25 protein-coding genes are annotated in these 22,922 nt (G+C 32.7%); 9 read left to right on the top strand and 16 right to left on the bottom strand.

Annotated elements, in window-relative coordinates; translation table 11 throughout:
• Positions 1-11: 11 nt before the first annotated feature.
• The 4 genes from AC4NPH_RS27965 to AC4NPH_RS27950 form a co-directional block, all read right to left on the bottom strand.
• On the bottom strand, positions 12-1,253 hold the full coding sequence (locus AC4NPH_RS27965; protein ID WP_097812894.1) for an MFS transporter: 1,242 nt from the start codon (positions 1,251-1,253) through the stop codon (positions 12-14).
• 180 nt (positions 1,254-1,433) lie between these two features.
• Positions 1,434-2,282, bottom strand: a complete 849-nt coding sequence (locus AC4NPH_RS27960; protein ID WP_097812893.1) for a carbohydrate ABC transporter permease — start codon at positions 2,280-2,282, stop codon at positions 1,434-1,436.
• Positions 2,282-3,226 (bottom strand): carbohydrate ABC transporter permease, encoded by a 945-nt coding sequence (locus AC4NPH_RS27955; protein ID WP_097812892.1) that lies wholly within the window; start codon positions 3,224-3,226, stop codon positions 2,282-2,284. Before AC4NPH_RS27955 ends, AC4NPH_RS27960 begins: the two co-directional genes overlap by 1 nt.
• Positions 3,227-3,247: 21 nt before the next feature.
• Positions 3,248-4,453, bottom strand: coding sequence for an ABC transporter substrate-binding protein (locus tag AC4NPH_RS27950; RefSeq protein ID WP_491939308.1), 1,206 nt, complete (start codon positions 4,451-4,453; stop codon positions 3,248-3,250).
• 653 nt (positions 4,454-5,106) lie between these two features.
• Between AC4NPH_RS27950 and AC4NPH_RS27945 the strand changes: the two genes are divergently transcribed.
• The 5 genes from AC4NPH_RS27945 (at position 5,107) to AC4NPH_RS27925 (ending at position 9,349) form a co-directional block, all read left to right on the top strand.
• On the top strand, positions 5,107-6,081 hold the full coding sequence (locus AC4NPH_RS27945) for a LacI family DNA-binding transcriptional regulator (RefSeq protein ID WP_491939307.1): 975 nt from the start codon (positions 5,107-5,109) through the stop codon (positions 6,079-6,081).
• Positions 6,082-6,795: 714 nt separating this feature from the next.
• The gene (locus AC4NPH_RS27940) at positions 6,796-7,020 is read left to right on the top strand and encodes a hypothetical protein (protein WP_098197913.1); all 225 of its coding nucleotides are present in this window, start codon (positions 6,796-6,798) and stop codon (positions 7,018-7,020) included.
• A 421-nt stretch (positions 7,021-7,441) separates the two neighbouring features.
• Entirely contained in the window at positions 7,442-7,714 is a 273-nt protein-coding gene (locus AC4NPH_RS27935) for an HU family DNA-binding protein (protein WP_034652973.1), read from the top strand.
• 318 nt (positions 7,715-8,032) lie between these two features.
• Positions 8,033-8,473: an aspartyl-phosphate phosphatase Spo0E family protein gene (locus tag AC4NPH_RS27930; RefSeq protein WP_098197967.1), complete on the top strand. Its 441-nt coding sequence runs from the start codon at positions 8,033-8,035 to the stop codon at positions 8,471-8,473.
• Positions 8,474-8,827: 354 nt separating this feature from the next.
• Positions 8,828-9,349 carry a hypothetical protein gene (locus AC4NPH_RS27925; RefSeq protein WP_098197966.1) on the top strand — a complete coding sequence of 174 codons (522 nt, stop codon included), beginning with the start codon at positions 8,828-8,830 and terminating at the stop codon, positions 9,347-9,349.
• A 557-nt stretch (positions 9,350-9,906) separates the two neighbouring features.
• Here the strand turns inward: AC4NPH_RS27925 and AC4NPH_RS27920 are convergent.
• The 4 genes from AC4NPH_RS27920 to sda all read right to left on the bottom strand — a co-directional run bounded on the left by AC4NPH_RS27920 (position 9,907) and on the right by sda (position 11,494).
• Positions 9,907-10,113, bottom strand: a complete 207-nt coding sequence (locus tag AC4NPH_RS27920; RefSeq protein WP_074898712.1) for a hypothetical protein — start codon at positions 10,111-10,113, stop codon at positions 9,907-9,909.
• A gap of 47 nt (positions 10,114-10,160) precedes the next feature.
• A complete protein-coding gene (locus AC4NPH_RS27915; RefSeq protein WP_057242795.1) occupies positions 10,161-10,511 on the bottom strand; it encodes a hypothetical protein in 351 nt (116 codons plus the stop codon).
• A 183-nt stretch (positions 10,512-10,694) separates the two neighbouring features.
• Complete coding sequence (locus AC4NPH_RS27910) at positions 10,695-11,009, bottom strand: hypothetical protein (RefSeq protein ID WP_074898711.1); 315 nt, start codon at positions 11,007-11,009, stop codon at positions 10,695-10,697.
• 350 nt (positions 11,010-11,359) lie between these two features.
• The gene (gene sda, locus AC4NPH_RS27905) at positions 11,360-11,494 is read right to left on the bottom strand and encodes a sporulation histidine kinase inhibitor Sda (RefSeq protein WP_097825589.1); all 135 of its coding nucleotides are present in this window, start codon (positions 11,492-11,494) and stop codon (positions 11,360-11,362) included.
• Positions 11,495-12,003: 509 nt separating this feature from the next.
• Between sda and AC4NPH_RS27900 the strand changes: the two genes are divergently transcribed.
• Positions 12,004-12,837, top strand: coding sequence for an STAS domain-containing protein (locus AC4NPH_RS27900; RefSeq protein WP_098197965.1), 834 nt, complete (start codon positions 12,004-12,006; stop codon positions 12,835-12,837).
• Between the two features lie 396 nt (positions 12,838-13,233).
• Here the strand turns inward: AC4NPH_RS27900 and AC4NPH_RS27895 are convergent, their stop codons facing one another.
• Together AC4NPH_RS27895 and AC4NPH_RS27890 are read right to left on the bottom strand one after the other, a co-directional pair.
• Positions 13,234-14,070: an STAS domain-containing protein gene (locus tag AC4NPH_RS27895; protein ID WP_098315476.1), complete on the bottom strand. Its 837-nt coding sequence runs from the start codon at positions 14,068-14,070 to the stop codon at positions 13,234-13,236.
• Between the two features lie 217 nt (positions 14,071-14,287).
• A complete protein-coding gene (locus tag AC4NPH_RS27890) occupies positions 14,288-14,599 on the bottom strand; it encodes a hypothetical protein (protein WP_257141745.1) in 312 nt (103 codons plus the stop codon).
• Positions 14,600-14,895: 296 nt separating this feature from the next.
• Here AC4NPH_RS27890 and AC4NPH_RS27885 point away from each other — a divergent pair, with 296 nt between their 5' ends.
• Positions 14,896-15,135, top strand: a complete 240-nt coding sequence (locus AC4NPH_RS27885; protein ID WP_098197656.1) for a hypothetical protein — start codon at positions 14,896-14,898, stop codon at positions 15,133-15,135.
• Positions 15,136-15,211: 76 nt separating this feature from the next.
• Here the strand turns inward: AC4NPH_RS27885 and AC4NPH_RS27880 are convergent, their stop codons facing one another.
• From AC4NPH_RS27880 to AC4NPH_RS27870, 3 genes are all read right to left on the bottom strand, one after another.
• Positions 15,212-15,484 carry a stage V sporulation protein S gene (locus AC4NPH_RS27880; protein ID WP_098197657.1) on the bottom strand — a complete coding sequence of 91 codons (273 nt, stop codon included), beginning with the start codon at positions 15,482-15,484 and terminating at the stop codon, positions 15,212-15,214.
• 167 nt (positions 15,485-15,651) lie between these two features.
• Positions 15,652-15,915 carry a hypothetical protein gene (locus AC4NPH_RS27875; protein WP_098197658.1) on the bottom strand — a complete coding sequence of 88 codons (264 nt, stop codon included), beginning with the start codon at positions 15,913-15,915 and terminating at the stop codon, positions 15,652-15,654.
• Between the two features lie 762 nt (positions 15,916-16,677).
• Positions 16,678-16,947 carry a hypothetical protein gene (locus tag AC4NPH_RS27870; RefSeq protein WP_098315312.1) on the bottom strand — a complete coding sequence of 90 codons (270 nt, stop codon included), beginning with the start codon at positions 16,945-16,947 and terminating at the stop codon, positions 16,678-16,680.
• Between the two features lie 342 nt (positions 16,948-17,289).
• Here AC4NPH_RS27870 and AC4NPH_RS27865 point away from each other — a divergent pair, with 342 nt between their 5' ends.
• Together AC4NPH_RS27865 and AC4NPH_RS27860 are read left to right on the top strand one after the other, a co-directional pair.
• On the top strand, positions 17,290-17,664 hold the full coding sequence (locus AC4NPH_RS27865) for a hypothetical protein (RefSeq protein ID WP_055992243.1): 375 nt from the start codon (positions 17,290-17,292) through the stop codon (positions 17,662-17,664).
• Between the two features lie 207 nt (positions 17,665-17,871).
• Complete coding sequence (locus AC4NPH_RS27860) at positions 17,872-18,246, top strand: iron chaperone (protein WP_055992245.1); 375 nt, start codon at positions 17,872-17,874, stop codon at positions 18,244-18,246.
• Positions 18,247-18,617: 371 nt separating this feature from the next.
• On the opposite strand, the gene AC4NPH_RS27855 is transcribed toward AC4NPH_RS27860, so the two are convergent.
• The 3 genes from AC4NPH_RS27855 to AC4NPH_RS27845 form a co-directional block, all read right to left on the bottom strand.
• Complete coding sequence (locus AC4NPH_RS27855; RefSeq protein WP_098197660.1) at positions 18,618-19,511, bottom strand: hypothetical protein; 894 nt, start codon at positions 19,509-19,511, stop codon at positions 18,618-18,620.
• A gap of 445 nt (positions 19,512-19,956) precedes the next feature.
• Entirely contained in the window at positions 19,957-20,541 is a 585-nt protein-coding gene (gene clpP / locus AC4NPH_RS27850) for an ATP-dependent Clp endopeptidase proteolytic subunit ClpP (protein ID WP_055992250.1), read from the bottom strand.
• 989 nt (positions 20,542-21,530) lie between these two features.
• Positions 21,531-22,298 (bottom strand): hypothetical protein, encoded by a 768-nt coding sequence (locus tag AC4NPH_RS27845; RefSeq protein ID WP_335482634.1) that lies wholly within the window; start codon positions 22,296-22,298, stop codon positions 21,531-21,533.
• Positions 22,299-22,922 lie beyond the last annotated feature (624 nt).

Genomic DNA, 22,922 nt, shown 5'->3' with positions numbered 1-22,922 from the left:
CTAACATCTCCTTATATAACTTGTTTTATGTCCGTTATATTTCCTTCTAAACCTTTGCTTTTATTAGAACTTAATAAAGTGAACATTGAAATAATCGTAAAACAAAGGACCATTGCGCCTAGAATAAGGTAAGTATGACGGAACCCTATCATGTCGTATAATTTACCTGCAAAAGGTGATAACAAAGATGCACCTATTTGAGAGGCAGCCTGAAATCCTACTAAATATAAAACAGAAGATAATCTTGTATCGAAGTTAGCTGCAAAATATTTAAAAATAGCAATCAACATAATAGGTAATTCTAGTGCATGTATTAATTTCATTGATGAAATCCCAATTGGCCCCACTACTACCCCTGACCCAATAATACGAAGTGCCATTAGAAGACCGGCTAATAATAGTCCGTTTTTGGCTCCAATTTTATTTACAATAAAAGGTGCAATAAACATCATTCCAGCCTCTAAAAATACTTGAAAAGAACTTAAATATCCAAATATCTGATTCCCTGTAGCTTCAGTAGCGAATAAAGATGTGTAGTAAATTGGAAATTGCTGATCGTACACACTATATACGCACGTTACTCCAATCACATACATCATCAAAAACCAAAACTTCTTTAGAAGAAAGAGTTGTCCCACATCCTTTAATTTAACGGATTCAGCTTTTTCCAATTCAAAGTTTGTTACTTCTATTTTTACTGATAAAATAATTGCAACTAAGATAATTGCTGAAACAGATGCCACCCAAAAGTTGATATTGGGATTAATATTAAATAACTGACCTGCAAAAAAAGTTGCTGACGCCCAACCTAACGAACCCCACATTCTAGACTTTCCGTATTCGAAATTATATTTGCGGCTAACTTTTTCAACATAGGTTTCAATGGCGCCAATACCTGCAGAAATACCAATTCCTAAATAAATAGCTCCTACAGCTGCACCTAAAATCACATTATATTTCAATAGTGGTCCATATATATAAATATAAAATGGTCCTACAAATACAAGCAGTAAACTAATAAAAGATAATATATTTTTCTTTAGACCTATTTTGTCGGAGATATAACCATATACAGGCTGTATACACAATGCGAAGATAGCGTTTACAGAAAAAATCAAACCTGTGGCTGATCCACTCAAATTTAATTCTTGTTTTAACCAAATAGGAAATAAAGAGGCGCTAGAAGACCAAGTAAAAAAGAAAAAGAAAAAATAAGCACTTAATTTCCAATAGAGAACTTTTGAACTTTTCATGTTTGTTGCTCCTTTAACTAGATATATAGAATCTTTGAAACAAAAACTGAAAGCACTTTCAGATTCATTTTATGTCAACCGGTTTCACAAGTCAATATTTTTATGTCAACCGGTTGACACTTTTTTAAAAAATTACCCATACATAGGTATTGTTTTCTTAACAATAACCTAATTTTTTTCTTATTTAATACCTGTTCCTGAACCACCAATCCCTTCTAAAATATAACGCTGAGCCACTATATAGATAAGAATTAATGGTATGGTGGATATTGTTAAAACAGCCATAACTTGATTCGTGTAAACTGGCTCCGTACTATTAATAGCTGTAATTGCTACTTGAATCGGAAATTTTGACTTGTCCGTTAAAACCATTAAAGGCCAAATATAATCATTCCAACTTCCGATAAAGGCTAAAGTTCCAACTGTAGCAACAGCCGGTTTAGACATGGGTAGCATAATTCTCAAGAATATTTGCCAAGTATTTGCTCCATCTAATTTGGCTGATTCAATAATCTCTGCTGGAATAGCCATGAAAAAATTTCGGAATAAATAGATATTGAATGCCCCTGCTAAAGCAGGCATGATTACAGCAAGACGAGTGTCTACTAATCCTAGTTTGTGAACTATAGTAAATTGTGAGATTAAGATTGTTTCTAGTGGTACGATTAAAAGCGCCAATAAAAGACCAAACAGCACTCTTTTTCCATTAAAATTCAATTTTGCAAACGCATAACCTGCCATCCCGTTGATAATGACAGAACCTGCTGCTACACATAAACCATAAAACAAGCTGTTTATTATATAACCAAGTAAATGAAAACGTGACAGAACTTGCTTATAGGATATAAACCAATCTGACGGATGAAAGGAAGGTAGGAAAGCCTTGATACTGTTCATATTATTATAAACTTCTGCTTCAGGTTTCATTGAGGATGCGATCATCCAAAACAATGGGAATATAAATAATACCGCCAACAAAACTAAACAAATGTATTCTAGAATTGTTAAAGGCCCGAATTTTCGTCTCATTAGTCATCTTCCTCCTTCACTAATTTCCGTTGCGCTAGCGTAACCAATCCAATAATTGTCCCAAATAGAAGGGCAATCGAACTAGCATATCCAACCATTCGATCCGTAAAGCCAGTTTGATAAATGTAATATACAACCGTCATCGTGGAGTTTACTGGTCCCCCTTGTGTCATAACCATTGGTTGGACTAATAGCTTAAACGCACCAATTAATGTCGTAATAAATATAAAAATAGAGGTTGGCTTTAATAATGGTAACGTAATATATATAAATCGTTGCCATTTATTCATTCCATCTAGTTGTGCAGCTTCATAGACGTCTCCAGGTATATTTTGCAAACCTGCTAGGAAAATTAACATTTGAAAGCCAGCCCCCTGCCATGCTGAAACAAAAACAATTGTAAACATAGCCTGTTTAGGGCTCGTTAAGAATGGTTGAGCTGACACACCAAAATAAGTGAGTACATTGTTTATAATTCCTTCATTTGGATTTAACAAATAGAGCCAAAGAACTGAGATAACAACGAGCGACATTACCACAGGACTAAAGTAAGCTACTTTAAAAAATGTGTTAGCTTTCCGTTGTTTGTTTAACAGGAGGGCCAGCCCAAGAGCTGCCCCTATCTGTAAAGGAATTACCCAAACGACAAATTTCAGTGTATTCACCAAGCTTTTCAAGAAAATAGGATCCTTAAATAAATTGATAAAGTTGTCTATTCCTACAAATTTGCGCATATCGGGTGTTAAAAGATAATAATCCGTAAATGCATAATAGACAGACATAATAGCTGGAATAATAAGAAACAGCAATAAAAGTAATAATGCTGGTCCTAAAAATGTATAAGCTACTACATTTTCTTTCCATTTAATTTTATTTTTAGCCTTTTTTTCTGTTCCTGGGAATGTGTAAACAGTCTTATTTCCTTTTAATCCAGTTTTAATCATAATGCCTCCTTCTAGCTGCTTTTATCGATTAGCCTTATCGATAGCTGCTTGCATTTCTGTAGCACGTGTATCTAAGACTTTTTTGATGTTTTTATTTTGATCATAGAAACTGATATCATCAATTGTTTGTTGGAAAGCACGTGTTACTTGTGGATACGCTGGTGTTACTGGTCGTGCGTGTCCTGATTCCTTTAATTGCTTCATAAATACATTCATTTGATCAGAAAATTCTTTTGTCAGTACTTTTTCAGAAGAGTAACGAACTGGGAGTGCTGCAATTGTACGACTTAATTCTAAATTCGAATCTTTATTTGTCATCCAATCTACTAGTTTAGCAGACCATTCTTTATTTTCAGATTTCTGTGTCATTGCAAACTGCCAACTTCCTGAAGGTGAAACCAGTTTCTTTGTCTTTGGTGATACTGGATAAGGCATCACACCATAATCAACTTTTTGAAAATTTGTTTTCATATCCGTTACTGTCCATACACCACTAAACTTCATTGGGTACTTTTCTGTTTCAAAAGCTTGTTTGACCGGAGTACGCGTTGTATAACCTTCTTTTAACATCGTTTGAATAAAAGTCATGGCTTCAACACTAGACTTTTTATTAAACACACCTTCTGCTTTAGTACCGTCTTTCGAGAGAATTTCTCCACCTGCAGACCATACAAATGGCGTTAGTGCATACGTCAACATTTCATCTTTTGCTTGTAATTGCATATCAATAGCCGGTTTATTATATTTTTCTTTCAACGTTTTACAAAGGGCCATGAATTGATCCCATGTCCAAGGATTGTCAACTGTCGGTAACGTATTTAAATCAACGCCTGCCTCTTGTAGCATTTTTTTATTGTAGTAAATTCCCACAGATGATTCACTCGCACCAATCGCATACAATTTGTCTTTGTATGTTCCTTGTTGCTTGATACTAGGTAGTAAATCATCTTGATCTTTCACATAATCATCTAGTGGAGCAATGATGCCAGATTTTGCATAAGCAGCTGTATTTGGCCCATCCAACGTAATAACATCGGGTAATGTATCAGTTGTCAACCCTGCGTTTACTTTATCCTCATATCCTCCGCCGTTCCCACTACGTGGAATAAATTCAATTTTAGCTTTAACATTTTTAGATGCATACTTCTTGTTAAAGGCATCTACTCGTTTTTTATATACCTTACCTTCTTCACTATCGTCTGATACGTGTACCCACATTGTAACCATTTGTTTGCCATCACTACTTACGCTTTTATCCTTACTACAACCTGCTACAGCAAGAATTAGTAATAAAGATAGACCTACTAAAAACCATTTTTTCATACGTTCCAGTCCCCCTTATTTCTCCTTATTCACAACAAATATATAAAAGCGCTTTCAATAAGTATTTTATGTCAACCGTTTACATATGTCAATCGGTTGACATGTTATTTTTGAAATATCAAACTTTTTGTTCCTACCCTTAAAACGGAGCTATAATATATTAGAATATATGTATTATTAATATATAGTTCATAATAAAAGTTAATATTTGTTCGATATGAGCTAATAGCAATTAATCCCTACTTCTTGCACATGTTAGAGATATTTTCTACAATAAGTCCGTACCAAATAAACTTTAATTAATTAAAGTGTTCCTCACAATAAACTATTTCACAATATGGAATTTTTATTAATCAGGAAATTGTAAAGTTGTCAAAGGAGGAATTAATTTTAATTGTTATAAAGTATTTATCTAATGTTTAATAAGCTATTTCCCTAACCTAAATAAAAAATTTATTATGTGACTAAAAAATATAAAAGCTTATTTAAATAATAAAGAGAAAAAAATCCTAATATAATATTAACAAATGGTATTTAATAGGGTAGGAGGAAATAAAATGAAACCTAATATCCATGATGTAGCAAAAGTCGCAGGAGTTTCATCAACAACAGTTTCACGTGTCTTAAATAATCGAGGTTACATAAGTGAAAAAACAAAGGATAAAGTTTATAAAGCGATGGAGGAAATTAATTATTTTCCAAATGATTTAGCGCGCTCCTTATTTCATAAAAAAACAAATTTAATAGGGTTAATTATACCCAATTCAAGTAACCCATTTTTCGGTGAACTTGCCTTTCATATTGAAAGTGTTTGTACTTCACTAGGTTATAAATTGTTGCTTTGTAACAGTTTAAACCGTATGGATAAAGAGGAAAAATACTTAGAAATGCTTATACGAAACCAGGTAGATGGGGTCATTGTTGTAACATACAACCGAGGAGTCCTAGATTATCACAAACAAAATTTACCTATCGTAGCAATTGATCATTATTTGTCTGAAAAGATTCCTGTTGTAGGATCCGATAATTATGATGGGGGGAAAAAAGCTACAGAATTGTTAATAAAGAAACAGTGTGAAAATATTATTCATATTAATGGCCCACTCGACCTGAAAACACCAGCAAACTTAAGAAGAAAAGCGTATGAGGATGTTATGAAAGAACACGAAAAATTACCAATTACATATGAAGTCTCTCCTCAAAAGAGCCGTGAAGAGGTAGTTGCTGAGCTTTTTGATGAACATCCGGAAGTAGACGGTATTTTTGCAAGTGATGATCTAATTGCGGCTGCTGTCATAACAGAAGCTAGAAAAAGAGGAAAAGATATACCCACTCAATTAAAAGTGATTGGTTACGATGGAACAGAAACAGTAAAGGCTATACTACCAGAACTAACGACTATACAACAACCTATCGATTCTATTGCGAAGGTAGCAATTGACATTTTATCTAAAGAGATTGAAGGCGAATTCACCAGTATAGAACTTGAAACATATCTGCCTGTTAAAATTTTAGAAGGTACAACTACTTAAATAAATTCATAACATTTACAAAGGAAAAAGTTTTCTCTTTAAAGACCTGGAAGCAATTCATCCTTAATTTAGAGTGATTAAAATAGCTACTTTCCCGAAAAGATTTCGAGCTTGGTTAACTCAGAAAATATGAGAAATCAGGATGTATAAAAAATTTCATACACCAGCAAAAGGACCCTTGTTGGAGGTCTTCAGTATGGATTCTTTTGTGAGGTTCCTTTAAGAGACATTATGGTAAATAAAGACGTATACTTTTTTGAACTCTCTTCATTTATAGAAGGAATTCCTCAATCTTCTTTTTTATAAATTAAAGTTTTACCTTTTACGTTTAGTGGAGGCAAATTAGTTATTTTTCTACAAGGTATGTAATTATTAAACTATTTTCAACTAAAATGTTTTATTATTTACTCTAATGAATAATATAACGATAAATATTATCTATATTCTGAAGTTAAAAGGTATTAAAGATTCATTTAATAAGTTGTTTTAAAATTATCTAACGTTGATTACTTTTATTTTGATGTTTGTTTTGATAGGGATGCGTTTCTTAAGGTATACAATTAGAATTTATCTTTAACTCTTTTACTCAATAATTCCTTTGTAATTTGATTTCTAAATATTTAAGACAAGTTAACTAAAAAAGGTTAAATTATCCATATCCATCTTATATACTAAAAATGAACCAATACACAATAAGAAGGAGGAAGAAATCCTATGATAAGCATAAAAAAAGTTGCTTGTACTCATTATGGAATAAGAATGAACGTTTTTAAACCTGAGGAAATAATTAGCTTCAATCATATGCACTCCAGAGGATACCTCACTTGCCCTTATTGTGGCGATATCGAAATCGCTCATGAATGCCAAGAAGGAAAATCAAGGTTTGTGGTTGCTGCTAATAGAGATCATACTCATGGTTGCCTCTCTAAAGAGTCATAAAAAATTAATCGCTCTAAAAGAATGGATTTTTTAGAGCGACTAATTTCACTTACACAAAAGTCTTTTCAAAATGGCCTATTTTATAGAAGAAACTCGTCAAAAAAGTAGCCTTTGCTTAACGAGAGCAAAGGCTTGTTAAAATTCAGGCAATTGGGGAATATGTTATTAGTTTAGACTAAATTAAAAATATATATACATATTTTCCTATATTATATAGGCGGGGATTTTGCAATGAATAACTCATTATTTAGCTTAAACGAACTTCACTTCGCTACAGAGTAAATCTCAGTATGAATATTCCCGGAAAAACAGGAATTCTTCTTCTTTTTATCTAACCTTATTAAGTGACAAGCTTGTAGAAGCTATGATATGTTAGCATTCCTACATATTATCTAAAAATAAGAGGACGAGGTGTTTGAATATGAATAAAACTGAACTAGTAGATGCAGTTGCAACACAAGCAGAACTATCAAAGCAAGATGCTAAAAAAGCTGTGGAAGCATTGTTTGAAACGATTTCTAACACACTTGCGAAAGAAGAAAAAATTCAGTTGATTGGATTTGGAACATTTGAAGTACGTGAACGTGCAGCTCGTACAGGTCGTAACCCTCAAACAGGTGAGGAAATGACAATTCCGGCTTCAAAGGTTCCTGCTTTTAAACCGGGAAAAGAATTAAAAGCAGCTGTTAAATAAATATACCTTATAAGCAAGTCCCCTCTAGAGCTAGACTTCTAAAGGGGACTATTTTTCATGGTGAAAAACCCACTCTTTATGCTGAATTCTAAGTAATAAGTAGGACATCTTACTACTAGAAAGTACACTTTTTCGGACAGATAACTCATTAATGTCTGCAATTTTTGTATTTTATTGTGATTTTTTGATATGTTTTGTAGAAATCGTTTTCATTTTATCTTATATTGCTCATAATATTTTGTGTTGGCTCTATCTTTTTATTATGGACCTACTAAATTTTCTAGAGACTGAAAAATTTCGATGAGGTGAGAAGAAGCTATGTCAATGATAGTCAATCCAGTAGGTCAAAAAGAAGACTTACTAAAGTGTATTGTGAAAAAAAGAAAAGAATTAATTGATCTAGGTAGTAATTATGGGTTTTTAGATAAAAGAACAATTAAGTGTAGTCAAGATTTAGACAAGCTTATAAATTTACATATGAAATCTTATTCTGGTTCAACTAACATGTTTTTAGATAACGGAGGAGATCTACCTAGAATGAGACACTCGTATGATAATTATAAAGGTAATGATTTCAAGTATGAGGTAAAAGCCGTTGAGTTTGCAAGAAGTAATATTCGTATCTGTTCTGCCCAATTGATTGCTAATTCAAATCTAGCAACATTTGGAGTATGTACTGCTTTAGTTCTAGTTGGTAATGGAACTAAAGCAGGTTTTGTTGCCCTTCAAAATTTACGAAAGTTAACAACTCATTCGTGAAAATCTATCTTTTCTAACGCTTTAAACTAAATTTATAAGTACTTAAAAAACATCGGATTAGAAAAAACTGATGTTTTTTTAGCGCTTTAAACTCAGAAACTGATACTAATTTAACATTTCCTAATGAATTTTGTTCCTTAATTTCACAAGCACCATTGTTATATAACCACAAAACAGTATAATTTTTTCTTTAAATATGACATTACAACCAACCTTCACTAATTATCCTTTCAAGCGCAAGGTTTTCTAAATAATCCTTTAAGGATACCAATTCATCAGTGTCCTTTTTTATTTTGAGAAGACAGGGAATCTTTTAAGTCTCGTCGTATTCATATAGATAAAGAGGTGATTGAGTTGACACAATTAATTATTAATAATGTTGAATTTAATGTTGAAAATTTTGAAGAAAAAACAATTACACATTCCACTACAGGGGAGCAGCTAAAAAAGATTGGTTTTGCATTTTCGGTTATAGGAAAAAAAGATTATAACTTATATGACTTCTTTTTCGAGAGCCCCCATTTTGAACTTACTATTGTTGATACAAATGAGAAACTTAAAATGAAAAATATTTCACACAGTACTTTTTATCAAGCAGCAGAGATATCAGATGACACAAAAGTCGTGTTTAGAATTAAGCTACAACAAGAACCAGCCAAAGAAAAAGAACTTACAAAAGATCAGAAGTTGATGGTTAATGCCGTAAATGAGGTTATTTTATCTAGAGTAAGATTTAAAGCGTTAGAAGAAGTACTAGAAGAGAAAGGATTAATCAAAGGTGATGAATTGTTTGATAAGATTGAAAAAGTAGCTAAAAGTGACTTTGACACGTTAAAGCGAGAATTACTGGATGGTAAAGAAGAAATAAATACGTAAAAGCACCCCTATTTTATCAAGGTTCTTACTTATTTTTCTATAAAGAGCCTTCTCGTATATTATTTCTGATAATACTTATTATGTAAAATAAAAAGGTCAAATAATACGATTATTTGGCCTCAGCAGAAAATGAACAAAACATGCTGCATATAAAATGTTTTGTCTATACCACAAGCACGATGTCCTATAACCTTTGATACACACATGTATAGAAAATGACATATATCGTAGTCCTACTAACACATTGATCATAAAAGAAGCAGCGTTCCGTGTCTTTTTATCTCGGCATGCTGCTTCGTTATTTCTATGAACTTATCTACAACTTTAATCTGCTAGCTATCATTTCTATTTCAATCTGGGCACTTAGAGGTAGGGATACTACGCCTATAGTTGTACGAGCAGGATATGGTGTAGAAAATTGTTGTACATATACCGATACTGGGTCCATTTATAGAAAAACTTCTAGACGTCGCTTAAGAAAGTAGTAATTCACTTAAGTTCACACATATAGCTCTGGTAAAAACACTTTAATCCAAAAAAGCATCCTGAAAGGATGCTTAAAAGTTAGCCTGTAAAGCTTCAATCTTTTTCTTAAGCTTTTGGCTTTCTTGCTCTAATTCAATGATTCTATCTTGAAGTTCTTTATTATCCCAGTTGTTTTCCAGCTCTTCAGATAATTCCATTCGCTTTTTATGGATTTCAATTCGTTGTTTAGCCATCTCTTCTACTTCTTTATTTAATTGGAATTGTTCGTATGGATTCATATGTATTCCTCCTTTATTTTTACTTTCAACATAAACAGGCAATCCCTTTAAAATAAAGTCCAGTGAGTGTTTCCCACAAACATAGTGACGGCCCCGAACGCACTAGCAATAAAGCTAAAATTCCATACAGTTCGCATCCAAACTACCAAAAATCCATATGTCTTTCTAAAGGCTACTTCACGCATAAAGATGAGATAAAGTACTGTAAACCCATATACACCAAATGCTACCCATTGAAAAGTTTCTTGAATTTGAGGGGCTACTAAGGCAACTGCTACTAAAGCTACGGTGAAAATGAGGTTCACAACCATAAAGAAGCTTACAAAACGCATCCACTTAAACCCTTTCACATACAGTTTACCTGCATCTTGGTCTTCTTGTTTTAATTCTTCCATCATTCATTGCCCCCAGTATTTAGTTTTTTCTATTATAGTACGGGATGTTAGTTTCATTTTTAGATTGCTAGTATTAGTATTTTCAAGCTTAGAAGATTAGCCGCGAGTATTTTGAAGTTTTTGCATTAGAATTTCATATCGTATTTAATTAAAAGCTGTTTACAAATGTAAGCTGTTTTTTGCTGACTACTTAGACTGAAGAATTGCTTCTTTAACATACACTTTGTAGTCAATAATTGCATCCTCCATTATGGGCAGTTCGCTTTCTGAATTGATATATCCAGCTAATGGTTTGGTGCTTGCCTCAAAATAAGGGAGTTCTTCGTCAAGAGAAAACTTAATGCTGTTTTCATCTAGTGATAGCATGCTAACTATGGCGTCAGTACTTATTTCTTCTAAAGATAGTTCCTTTGCTGAAATGATATCTATAGTGCCCACACATGTTAAGTCCACTACTTTAAAGCCTTTATCTAACAGTTCTTTCACTAAATCTTTAGGCATCTAAAATCCTCCTTATCCCTTACTAATTTTCGACATAAAAAGAGGGATTCCTTTAGAATAACGCCCAGGGAGTATTGCACATGAATATACCCTATTGATTGGTTAATAACTAATTATCTCTTTATATTGAGGCATATTCTTATTTACACATGATTATCGACGGTCCCATTATAATATGTATTAAGATTGATTTTACTTAATATAAAAATTAATTACCTTTTTTTAAAAAAATTCTATTTATTATAAAGGGGTAGAATAATAGTGGGGGAAATCATAATATTTTCTCGTTATAGATTTTGTGAAGAAAAGGAAACTCTTGTACTTTGATAAGCTTCCCTTTACTATATACTTTATTTTTTTCTTACCAATACAAAGTATGGTAATCTTATCCTTTGTATTTCTTTTTCAAGGCTACCGATAAAGTCCTTATGTAAGTTAAGCTTAATTGTCTTTTTATAAGAACTGAGTAAATTTTGATCGTTCAGTTTTTCATTGACTCATCCTCTCCTATAATGAAAATGCTTTTTAGCTATTACCTTAACCTCACGATGTCTCACCCTTACCTTACAAGGCTAAACAGTTGTGTTTTTTTCAACTAAATATGACTATATAGCTACTTCACTATGTTACATTAGTGTAAAAAAAGGGTATTAGTGGGAATAAGTATCCTTATCATAAACTCCTTTAGTTGCTTTATTTACTAATGAAAGAAGAGGAGAAGCTAATGATCATTGTAGAAAAGGTCATTTATCTTACAAAGAAGTATACGATTATTCATATATACACGAATAGGTACTGTGAAATTGGAGATGGCCAGAATGACTATAAGATTTTGTTAGTAAAGCTCTCTGAACTAAAGTAAATTGACATGTGAAGTTTATTGTTATGTGATAGGATTCAACACTAATCATAGAGTATAAAGCATGCCGAAATATGTCATAAGTACTCTGCTTTACAAAAGATAGAAGTATTTTATATAAAAGGAGGACAAGCCTTGAACTATATAAAACAAGAAGATTTACATTTTATTGGAACTAAAATTTTACAACGAAAAGAAGAATTAGCTGAAAATAAAAGACAAGACCTTGCAGAGGCTCATAACATCCATGTAGAATTAACTAATTTTCGAATTGACCTCCTTACGACTTATGCCGATTCTATTTTAATGGAAAAAGGTATAGCTATTGATAACATAAAACAATGGGGGGAAAATACGGCCAATTTATTAGTAGGTAATCAGCTGCCCTTAAACATAGCCCTAGAGGAGATTAGCTATTATCGGGATGTAATCGGAGAGATTATAAAAGAAGAAGCAAAGAACAAAAAATTCTCTCTTGATGCCTTTTACGAAATTATTTCTCACTTTAATACCATTGTAGATGACGCCATTCAATCTGTAATTAGATCGTACGTAAAAGATTACACGAAAAAAATAAAGTATGCTCAATATGCGATTGATGAATTATCTGTTCCTGTTGTCCGTATGACCGAAGAAATAGGGATTCTTCCTTTAGTAGGCGATCTAGATACCAAAAGAGCACAATACTTAATGGAAAATGCATTGGACAAAGGGAAACAATACAAATTAAAATGGCTTATCATTGACCTATCAGCTGTACCTATTATTGATACCATGGTAGCAGATGAACTTTTCAAAATAATAGCAGCGCTAAAACTTTTAGGAATTTACGTAATCATTAGTGGATTACGTCCAGAAATTGCTCAGACTATGGTTAATTTAGGAATAAACCTTGAAGAAATTAAAAGTTTTTCCAGTTTACATCAAGCTGTTCAGTATGCTAATTCATCTATAAGATCTTTAACATAAATACTTTTCTATATTTGAGCAAACTATATAAAGCGCCGCAAAACATTAGTTAATGACTACCATCCAATAAACGAAAAAAACTACTGATCAAGAAACCGCACCCCAATTGTTAGACAAAGACTAATAATTAGCTGCCTAGATAAAGTGCCTAACTTTTTGGGTTCAGTTCAACGGGAGCAGTGGTTTTCTGTTTTTAAGCTGTATACTCCATACATTTTCAGTTACCCTAATGTTGCTTATCGGTACTATCGCAAAACAACCCTAGAGTTATAACTCTAGGGCTATCTAAGTAACTATTGCTAAGATAAAATAAACTTTATTTATTTTTTTAACAACGCTTCTAATTTCATAAACTCATTTTCATTTCTGTGTGTAGGGTAAACTTCTCTATTCCTTCTACATCTGGTGGAGTTCGAGATATTCTTTTAATGTTTGCTGTAATGTCCCTTTTGCTTCTGCCTTGTCCTCAAAAGAGATTCCCGAGTGAATCATTGTCCGCACCAGGTCAGCACGTAAACCTGTAAGAATAGCCTTACATCCCATCATTGAAATGCCAGTTAATATTTTTTGAAAATGGTCAATAACATGCATCTCCATGTTGGCAATTCCAGAAAGGTCTATAACTAATGTTTGAATTCTTAAATCTGATATGCCCATCAATACTTTCTCCTCAATCGTTTGGATACGATATGTGTCCACCATTCCGATCAACGGTAATACAGCTACAGATTGGCTAAGTGGTATAATAGGCACCGATAGATGTCCAACTAAGTCCCTCTGGGAGGCAATTAATTCATCTTTGTACTTGGAATAACTAATGAGAAAGGTGTTAAGAAATTGATCAATCCTATCATTAATACGCTTCTCCAAGGCATAAAATTCTTCACGGCTGCTAAATTGGTTATTTATTCGATCATATTGGTAGAGAAAATGCCACAACGTTCGCCTAATGGCCTGTACCCATTCTAGTTTGAAGGCAAGAGTTAAGGAGTGCTCCGCCCAGGCTACCCCTTCTTGCTGAGCGAAAGCAATGAGTTGTTCTTCCTTTTGTTCTACGACATATAGAGCTAACTTTTGAGCATTTTTTAAAAGATCAATATTTCCAGTTTCTAAAATGTCATTAATCTTAGTGGCTACATTAACAGCCTCTGATAAGAGTTTATCCTGAAAATTCTGTTTGTTATCTCTGATAAAATCAGTCATTTTCTCTCTTGGATTATAAATAATCTCCATTTTAAATTCTCCCCCTTATTTTTTTGATTATAGTTAGCTTTAAATAATCAATACCTCAAAGTAAAATGTCATTTTTTCATTGTCTATAAAGAAAAGTCTTCCTTGTACGATCCCCAATAGATATGGCTTTAGATAAGAAATGCTAATACTTTTATAACCAATTGGTAAATCTTGAACATGCCCATGGTAGTGACACTTCTTTCACCATGATAAAGGGTCAATGGAGGTTATTTTTACTGGCTGATATCCATTCAGATAGTTCATCAAAAATGTTCTGCACTTGTTCTTTATTTAACGTGTTAACATTCTCCCATGCACTAGAAATATAAATCTCTAGATGATCAGGATAGGAAATGGATTCATTAATAAGGGCTTTATAAAATAAAGGATTACCGCCTTTATCTACTTCACCCTTACATCTATAGTTTTCAAACGTCCAACCCCCTTTTGTTTTTTTAAACTGATAAAGGTCCTTAAGTCCCCACCTAGGGCTGTAAATTCGCATTTTGAATCTAGATGCACTACTCAACTTCAGATACCTCCTACCTCCTCAAAAATATCATTTTTAAATAAGACTCTTTTTATTTTTACCCTCAAAAGATGTATTTTACATCCATCTTTTTTACCATATATATGGAGAATCGGTAACTATGCTGCATTCGTTATATAGCACCTAATCCCAATACAACATTACATTTTTTTGTTTTTTTACAAATTTATTTCAATTATTGGAGTTAATAACTTATAAACATACCCTATGTTAAAATGGATTAAACTTTAATTAGTAATATTTCTTTAAATAGTGAGAAAGGGGTTTACTGATACATGACAATAATAAAAATTAAAGAAATGTTAGAAACATTATTACGATATGAAGATAGTGAAATCACTCATACCTTTTGTAGTGGAAATCATACCTTCTCTCTCAGTTATTCTAAAGAACTAAAGCATTTTCAAGTGAAGAATATTGAAACGGGCCATATTGAACATTTTCCGGATGTAGAGACTACATCTTTAGCTTTGTATAGAATAATAAGTATTGTGGAAAAAGAAGTCACTGAGTGATAATTCATTTTAAAGTTTACATAACAGCAATTATCGGCAATAACATGCTAAAAAGTCCTTTTTACTTAATGTAAATCTATCGTCTTTTTCTAGGGCTTAAAATTAATGTGATTCCTGTTCGTTCTTCATTATCGATTGAAATATTTCTAAACCCAGGAACACAAACCAAATCAACACCACTGGGAGCTACGAATCCCCTTGCAATCGCAACGGCTTTAATCGCTTGATTTAAAGCGCCGGCTCCCATTACTTGAATTTCTACATTACCTCTTTCTCTAAATACAGCTGTAATTGCACCTGCAACTAAATTTGGATTTGATATTGATGATACTCTTAATATAGTATCCATATAAAGTGCTCCTCCTGTTATTTAATCGATTTATTTGATCATTGGAACGAATGTAATTGACGTAGCTTTAAATCATATTCATATCCCGATTAAACTGAACTATTAAACCGATTCCTAAATGGGTGCCTCAATTAAAGGATTTAAGACATACACCTCTTAACTTTTGTTTATTTCCCGACCATTCCCGTGATAAATGGAGTAAGATCACTCAACTTTGTTTTATCTCTAAGAACCTTCAAAAAAACATTAGAGACATGTTCAGGTATAGGTGTTTGACTATCTACAGTTGCTGTCAAAAAATAATATAAAAATTCAAAATGATTTCCTCTTTTCATTGCATCACTCAAATAATGAGCATAAAGATTATTATTTAATAGCTTCCTCTTTACGACTGTTCCAAAATCATACAATTCATTAACAGCTGTATTCACAAGGTATTCCTCCTTCTAAAATTCAGACAGTTAAAAACCGGATACCACATAGTTACTATAAACTGAACGAGAAAACTTTTTAACTGCGTGTAGAAAAAAACACTCTACTTTCTATAATGAAAATGCTACGTAATATTGCAGGTGGAGGCTGTTACATAAGTGTATTATATTAGAAAATGGGAACTTGTATGGATACGCATAGAAGATAGTGGGGGAAGAGAAAAATTATCCCTGTAGCAAAGGGTTGTTAATCCCATGGGCAATTTAATTAGCTTTATTTGATGATTTTTGCACTAATAACATATTAAGATGACTAAAAAGAAATCATTAATAAACTAATAATTAGACTTTCTCCTTACCAGCTTTAAAGAAAATTAGGAGGTTTTATTTTATATATATTCTTTTTTAAACTAAATTCCCCTGCTCTATTTCTTCTAGTAAATCTTTAATCTGTTTACATAAATTAATCCTCAAATTTAACATTACGTTTTCTTTTGACATCAAATTAGCTCCCTATAAAAAGATTTATAACAGCAATAAACGACCTATTCATCCGATTAGAATCATAAGGTCGCCTACATTATTTTCATTTTCATTTTTTATCCTTCCAAGATTTACATACGGAAATTCATATATTGTTTGGTATGATAAATTCTGCATAAGTATACTTAGATGAAAAGTATAACTATAATTTTTATAGATTTATTTATCTATTTACTTCAATTACACGTTTCTGTTTTAGTGGGTGCTTTTGATATGCCATTATTTCTGATCATCATAATTTGAAAGAAAGTATTTAAGCGTGTGAATTTCTCCTGAATCTAGAAGATCCTCTTTCATTTTCATAACTCGAAGTTTTATTGTGTCACCCATTACCGGGAAATTCATCATATCAAACCTATCTCCTAAACCTAATGGAATATTTTCCCCATGCATGCTTCCTTCGTTAAAAAATTCAGAGGCTGGACCTTCCATTAATAAATTTCCATCTAAGTAAAACTCTACTTTTTCTTTTCCTGTGATTTTAGCCATAGCTTCCACCTCCTTTTCCATAAGTTACTTGCACTTAATATTTTATATTATTCTGGATACTATCGATACCTATTTCCTATATTGGTTTAAAGATAAGTTGGATAAGATTGCAGGAAGTACAAATTGAATACCGAATTATCCTTAACAAATAGATTTCTTCTTACATCCAAAAGTTTTTTGTATGTTAACGAGCATGTATAATACCTATACTGTTGAAAAGGAGATGAGTGTTAGTTGTATTCTAGGAGGGTAACGAAGTATAACCCCTTAAAAAGAGATAATAATGGTTACTTTCTCAATGATGAATGGACTTGTTTTTCTGAAGTAGGAGTAAAGATAAATATGGATGAGTATTTGAAAGTGGAAAAAAATTATATTAATGCGGTTGTAACATTCATGAATGAAATGAATATTAACAAACTTTATATAAAAGGGTTAGAACAATGGTCTGAAGATATAGAAGCTCAAAATGCAACTGAATTTATATCAAAATTATGGATAGGACAATGGATAAGTATTCAAGAAGTAAAAGAGCTAGTAAAGCTAACATTACGAAATGCAGTGTGGTGTAAATTAGAGTTAGGAAACCAGTTCTTTGTCCATTTTGGCTATGATTATTATATGTACATAGGAACCTCTCACAAATGTTCTAATGCTTTAGAAAAAGTAGTTTTAACAGGTTTACATGTTGAAATGGTTGATTCTCCGTATCTATAACTTTGAAAAATAAATTTCTCAAATGTGTGTTATGTAAAGAATATTAGTTAATTAGCAGGGTTTGTAATTATTTCCTTGTAATAGTAAGAGTAGAAAAGATGATGGAGTAATATTTTACACATGACAAACACACCGGCTAAGTCGATGTCAAATTAGCTAAGAATAATTAGATAGTACTGAACTAGATTATAGGAGGAAGAAAATAGTATGACAAACACCATTGAAACAGTAGAACAGTATATGGATCAAGTAGTGCCAGACAATCGAAAGCATGATTTGATCCAACTTCGCAACTTAATTATTCAAATAGTACCTAATGCTATAGAGTCAATTAAATATGGAATGCCTTATTATGAACTAAACGGTTCACTATGTGCATTTGCTTCTCAAAAAAATTATATGAGTCTGTACTTTCTAAATACTCCTATTCTGCAAAAGAATATAGATTCTTTAAGAGACCTAAATGTCGGAAAAGGATGTATTCGATTCAGAAATATTGATCAGCTTTCGATAACTGTCATTCAGAAAATCTTAGAAGAATCAGTGGAAGATAACTTGGCTCGTTATAATGATCATTGCTAAATGCAATATTATTGGATTAATATCATGATAAGGAAAAAGGTATAGTGATAGTATTACTCCTAATCACCTACCGATAATTCGTGTTCGTAACTGAATAGCAGGGTTATATTAAGTGAATGCAACAAGAAAATCGTAAGCCATACAAGGTTGAAAAGAGAAAAAACAGCAGGCTTGTTAGACAGCCTGCTGCAGAAGACAAAATGGTTTTAAGGTATTGGTATTAAACTAACTTTAAGAGTCTGCTCTATTTAAGAAGCGCATATCTTATGGTATTCATTCTTAGCTCTGCGTTCACTCAGTTTAATGAAGTCCTGTCTCAACTCCAATTATACTTCCTATCATATTTGGATTTTTCACTAAATTCACCAATTTCAACCAGTAACTTTCATTTTTCGTAACCGGTCTAATCGTTTTTGAATGCCCCTAGTAGAACGTCCCATTAATTCGCCTATTTCTTTTTGAGTACGGCCTTCTCCGTAAAACATGTGCCTTAGGCGAGCATCTTCCTCATCGTTCCAGTTTTTGTTTTCATTCCTAGGACGAGTAAGATAATCAATGTCCCTTTGTTTATCTACCCAATCTGGCTCTGGAACAAGAGCGTTCTTTGGCACTTTATAAAAATTAATAAGCCCTCTATTCTGTTCAACCCATCCCCAAAAAATCAGTACGTCAATCAACATAAATTCACGCGTTTTCGCTACCATCTTTTTATAGGGCATTTTGTTATTCTTAATCCAGTTGTAAACAGTATGAACATCAACTTGAAGACACTCGGCTAATTCGTAGACTGTAATGTTTGTTGTATTTGCTTTTGCTCCATATACACCCAAACGATTTAACCTAGACTCTAAGGCTTTTACAGTTCTTTGTAAACTTTCTGATATATGTTTAAGAGGTGCGGAGCCGTAGTAATTTAATAGGTACTCATCTTCTTCATCCGTCCATCTACGAACTTTTTCTTTCCATTCAAGATTTAATACTTTGATACGTGTAACAACAGAACTGGCTACTTTCCCTAAATGTTCGCCTATTTCACGATTACTCATGGTATCGATGTTTTCTTTAAGAAAAGTATCTTGATTCTCCGTCCAGTTTTTGCGTAACCGTGTTTCTTCGGTCCGAAGTTTTAATCTACTAATACGTTTATTAACAGATTCTTTACTCCGATTTAAATGTTCGCCAATGTTTTGTAACGTCATTCGTCCATATTGTACTGTAACGAATAAATCTTCTTCGTCCGTCCAGATTCTCTGACTCTTACTCAACGTTATCTCACCCCTTTTCATCTAAAAAATAAAGAAGTCAATAAAAAAGGCGTTAGTGTGTGTACTATCCCCCTTGATGTTCTTAATCATTTTATGGTCTAACTATGTTGTCCTCTTAAATTATCCAAATTATAGATCTTGGTATTTGGTATATTTAATAATCTGTAATATTTCTACCTAAATAAGTCCTACTTTGTCATACTAATTATACACCCTTTTTAAGTAGTAGTATCGGTATGACAAAGAGAGGAATAACCTTTTCAAAAAAATTCGGTAACAAACTCAGATAAACCTCAACTGATATATTTTACTGAATAAAAAAGTATTTTTTTCCCATTGAAAGAATTATCAGTTTCATTTTCTATTATGAATATTTGATGAATGCTATATTTAAGTGTTGATTTTTTGTGCATAACACCATTGAATCCCTAATCCCTCTTTGCTCTTAAATTTGTTTTGTTAGAATTTGGTCAATTAAACCATACTCTTTTGCAGAATCGGCATTTAGAAAATAATCACGATTTGTATCTCTTTCAATTTCTTTTATTGTTCTTCCTGTATGATAAGCCAGTAACTTATTTAGTCGATTCCTCATACTTAAGATTCTTTTAGCACTAATATCAATGTCAGATGCTTGCCCCTTAGCCCCGCCTAATGGTTGATGAATCATAATTTCACTATTGGGAAGGGAAAATCGTTTTCCTTTTTTACCACCTGCAAGTAAAAAAGCCCCCATTGATGCAGCTATTCCAATGCATAATGTACTTACATCAGGACGAACTTGTTGCATGGTATCGTAAATTCCCAAGCCATCTGTGATGGATCCTCCTGGTGAGTTAATGTAAATAATAATGTCCTTTTTGTCATCCTCTGCTTGCAGGAACAATAATTGTGCAATGATACTACATGCAGTTTCGCCATTAATTTCTCCACTTATCCAGATAATACGCTCTTGTAATAATCGTGAATAAATATCATAAGCTCGTTCACCTGTTCGTGTTTGCTCAATTACATATGGGACAAAGTTCATTTGATTTCCTCCATCTTCAAGAATTCAGTTATTTTTATGTGCAATTTGGTTTACGATGATAGCCATTTCATAATCAACCATAATTAATATATGCTTATCTTTTAATTTTAAGGATCTTTAAAATTTAGTTCTTCCTAATAAAACAGTCCCAAAAGTTACACCTTTTTAGATAATGAAAAAATGATTCAAAAAACGTCTATTTAAATGAAAAATATACTTTTACGGACAAAATATTTAAATCTATTATACGATGTGAAAGTCATTATTATCGTTAACAAAATAAAAAGCAACCTCGGCATTGGCAAGCGAGGTTGCTTTTAATAGGGTTCACACGTAGGTGAATATGAAAGAAATAACTGCAAATAAACAATAGCACATTTTTGCTGCAGATACTATATTTTTCCGTATAAGCATATGTATAAAAGGTGTACTTTTTATACGTTCTTGTTTCTTTCAACTATCCAAAGAACGTAGTCATGTCAACGATGCATAAAAAGTTTCATGATTCGGGTAAAGAATCCTTGGTGGAAGCCTACCGCCCCAAGGGTTCTTTTGCGATTTTATCAATTTTTTTAGTGCAACTGGATCAACATATCGAATTATAATTTCCATTTTATCTGACCTCTCTTTTGTAGTAGTGCTCTTTCCCCTAAAAAGAGAGAAGAGCATAAGGGGTTTTTGCCCCCACCATAGGTGTGGGGCTAGGCAGAGCCTAGCGAAACCGTGGGTACAAGAAAACCTGTTGAATGTGAACCTACTGTTGACGTAAACTCCTTCACGTGAACCTACTGTGAACGTGAAAATTGAGCATGTGAACCTACTGTGAACCTCAAAAAAACACATGTGAACCTACTGTTAACATGTGTTTTTTCACTTCATGGCTAAATCTTGTTGCTTTTCATTCAATTTTTGAAGCTTTTCTTGTAAACTTTTTTGTTCATCTTTATAGAGCTGAATGCTTTCATCACTCGACTGAATGGCATCCTTTTTCATCGCAATTTTGATTCGGTATCGGCTTTTTCCTCGTCCACTTGATACTTCATATCACGTTGTAATTCATTCATTTCTTGTTGAGTCTGACGTTTATGTTTGGCTTCTACCGTGATTGCTTTTTCATAGTTTTTCATTTTCTTTTTGACAAACTGTTTTTCTAAATCATTCACCAAAAGCGCATATTCTTGTTTGCTTTTTGTTCCTTTTCCTTCTTCACTTTTCGTTTTTCTTTGGTCAGAATAGAGCGTTGTAATTAATGCATGAGCGTCTATTTCTTCTGTTGAATCTGTTTCTGAATCACTCGTTACATCATCCACGTTTACCGTTTCTTTTTCTTCATTTTCTTGATACAGATCAAAGGCAAGGGCTTCCCAATTTGGAGATAAATCGCTGATTCTTACCACATAATAGCCATCATCTTCATACAATAAATGAACAGGTAATTTGATGCTTGGATTCGCTTTTTCTTGTGCAACAAAGCTTACTTCTTCTTCATCTGTTTGATCCATTTTGATAACCATATCCAGTGAGGCATTAGACGGATGATACACACGATTTTCAATCGTTACGGTTCCTGTTATGTTGGAAGAAACCGCCTCATAGGTATTCGTATGATACAACGGATCTTCTGTTTTCAAGTAAAATTTTGATGTAAGTAAGGATAAAAAACCGATAAAGAAAAAGATTAAAACGGCTGTATACTTCCATGATCGATTGCGATTTAAATTAAACCTGTAGTCTTCCAGTTGCTTTTTAAATGCCACTTCTGCCACCTCATTTCATGATTTCTGTTTTCAATTCTTCGATACTATAGACCACCCATTTGTTCGCTTCTTTTCGCAAAGAAACCTTAATAATGTCATGCGTTTGATCGTCGACATTTTCATCCTTCTAAGAGTTAAAGAAATATTAAAATCCCAATTAACCTCACATCCAAAAATCACCTACTATAGATTTATAGTTAGTTTCTTCGACTTTAGTTAAACTTAAGTTGAATATGATATCTACTAAATATAGTTTTTTAATCACACACCCCTTTTAGTTCAACCTAAATCAAACCTAACAGCAATTAAATACAGAATCACAGTCAGATTTTCAGCTTTAGTCAAACTCAAGTTAAACTTAACAGTTACTTACTACAGATTTATAGTTAGATTCCATCTCTTTAGTCTATCCCATTCCGAACTTAACAGTTACTTACTACAGATTTATAGTTAGATTCCATCTCTTTAGTCTATCCCACTCCAAACTTAACAGTTACTTACTACAGATTTATAGTTAGATTCCATCTCTTTAGTCTATCCCATTCCGAACTTAACAGTTACTTACTACAGATTTATAGTTAGATTCCATCTCTTTAGTCTATCCCACTCCAAACTTAACAGTTA

The organism is Priestia sp. MDV22-iso46 (assembly GCF_058629175.1).
This window is presented reverse-complemented; position numbering and strand designations above follow the sequence as displayed.

Coding starts and splice junctions, on each gene's coding strand:
- AC4NPH_RS27965 (WP_097812894.1), bottom strand. CDS start 1,253: ATGAAAAGTTCAAAAGTTCTCTATTGGAAATTAAGTGCTTATTTTTTC.
- AC4NPH_RS27960 (WP_097812893.1), bottom strand. CDS start 2,282: ATGAGACGAAAATTCGGGCCTTTAACAATTCTAGAATACATTTGTTTA.
- AC4NPH_RS27955 (WP_097812892.1), bottom strand. CDS start 3,226: ATGATTAAAACTGGATTAAAAGGAAATAAGACTGTTTACACATTCCCA.
- AC4NPH_RS27950 (WP_491939308.1), bottom strand. CDS start 4,453: ATGGTTACAATGTGGGTACACGTATCAGACGATAGTGAAGAAGGTAAG.
- AC4NPH_RS27945 (WP_491939307.1), top strand. CDS start 5,107: ATGAAACCTAATATCCATGATGTAGCAAAAGTCGCAGGAGTTTCATCA.
- AC4NPH_RS27940 (WP_098197913.1), top strand. CDS start 6,796: ATGATAAGCATAAAAAAAGTTGCTTGTACTCATTATGGAATAAGAATG.
- AC4NPH_RS27935 (WP_034652973.1), top strand. CDS start 7,442: ATGAATAAAACTGAACTAGTAGATGCAGTTGCAACACAAGCAGAACTA.
- AC4NPH_RS27930 (WP_098197967.1), top strand. CDS start 8,033: ATGTCAATGATAGTCAATCCAGTAGGTCAAAAAGAAGACTTACTAAAG.
- AC4NPH_RS27920 (WP_074898712.1), bottom strand. CDS start 10,113: ATGAATCCATACGAACAATTCCAATTAAATAAAGAAGTAGAAGAGATG.
- AC4NPH_RS27915 (WP_057242795.1), bottom strand. CDS start 10,511: ATGATGGAAGAATTAAAACAAGAAGACCAAGATGCAGGTAAACTGTAT.
- AC4NPH_RS27910 (WP_074898711.1), bottom strand. CDS start 11,009: ATGCCTAAAGATTTAGTGAAAGAACTGTTAGATAAAGGCTTTAAAGTA.
- AC4NPH_RS27895 (WP_098315476.1), bottom strand. CDS start 14,070: ATGGAGATTATTTATAATCCAAGAGAGAAAATGACTGATTTTATCAGA.
- AC4NPH_RS27885 (WP_098197656.1), top strand. CDS start 14,896: ATGACAATAATAAAAATTAAAGAAATGTTAGAAACATTATTACGATAT.
- AC4NPH_RS27880 (WP_098197657.1), bottom strand. CDS start 15,484: ATGGATACTATATTAAGAGTATCATCAATATCAAATCCAAATTTAGTT.
- AC4NPH_RS27870 (WP_098315312.1), bottom strand. CDS start 16,947: ATGGCTAAAATCACAGGAAAAGAAAAAGTAGAGTTTTACTTAGATGGA.
- AC4NPH_RS27865 (WP_055992243.1), top strand. CDS start 17,290: ATGGATGAGTATTTGAAAGTGGAAAAAAATTATATTAATGCGGTTGTA.
- AC4NPH_RS27860 (WP_055992245.1), top strand. CDS start 17,872: ATGACAAACACCATTGAAACAGTAGAACAGTATATGGATCAAGTAGTG.
- clpP (WP_055992250.1), bottom strand. CDS start 20,541: ATGAACTTTGTCCCATATGTAATTGAGCAAACACGAACAGGTGAACGA.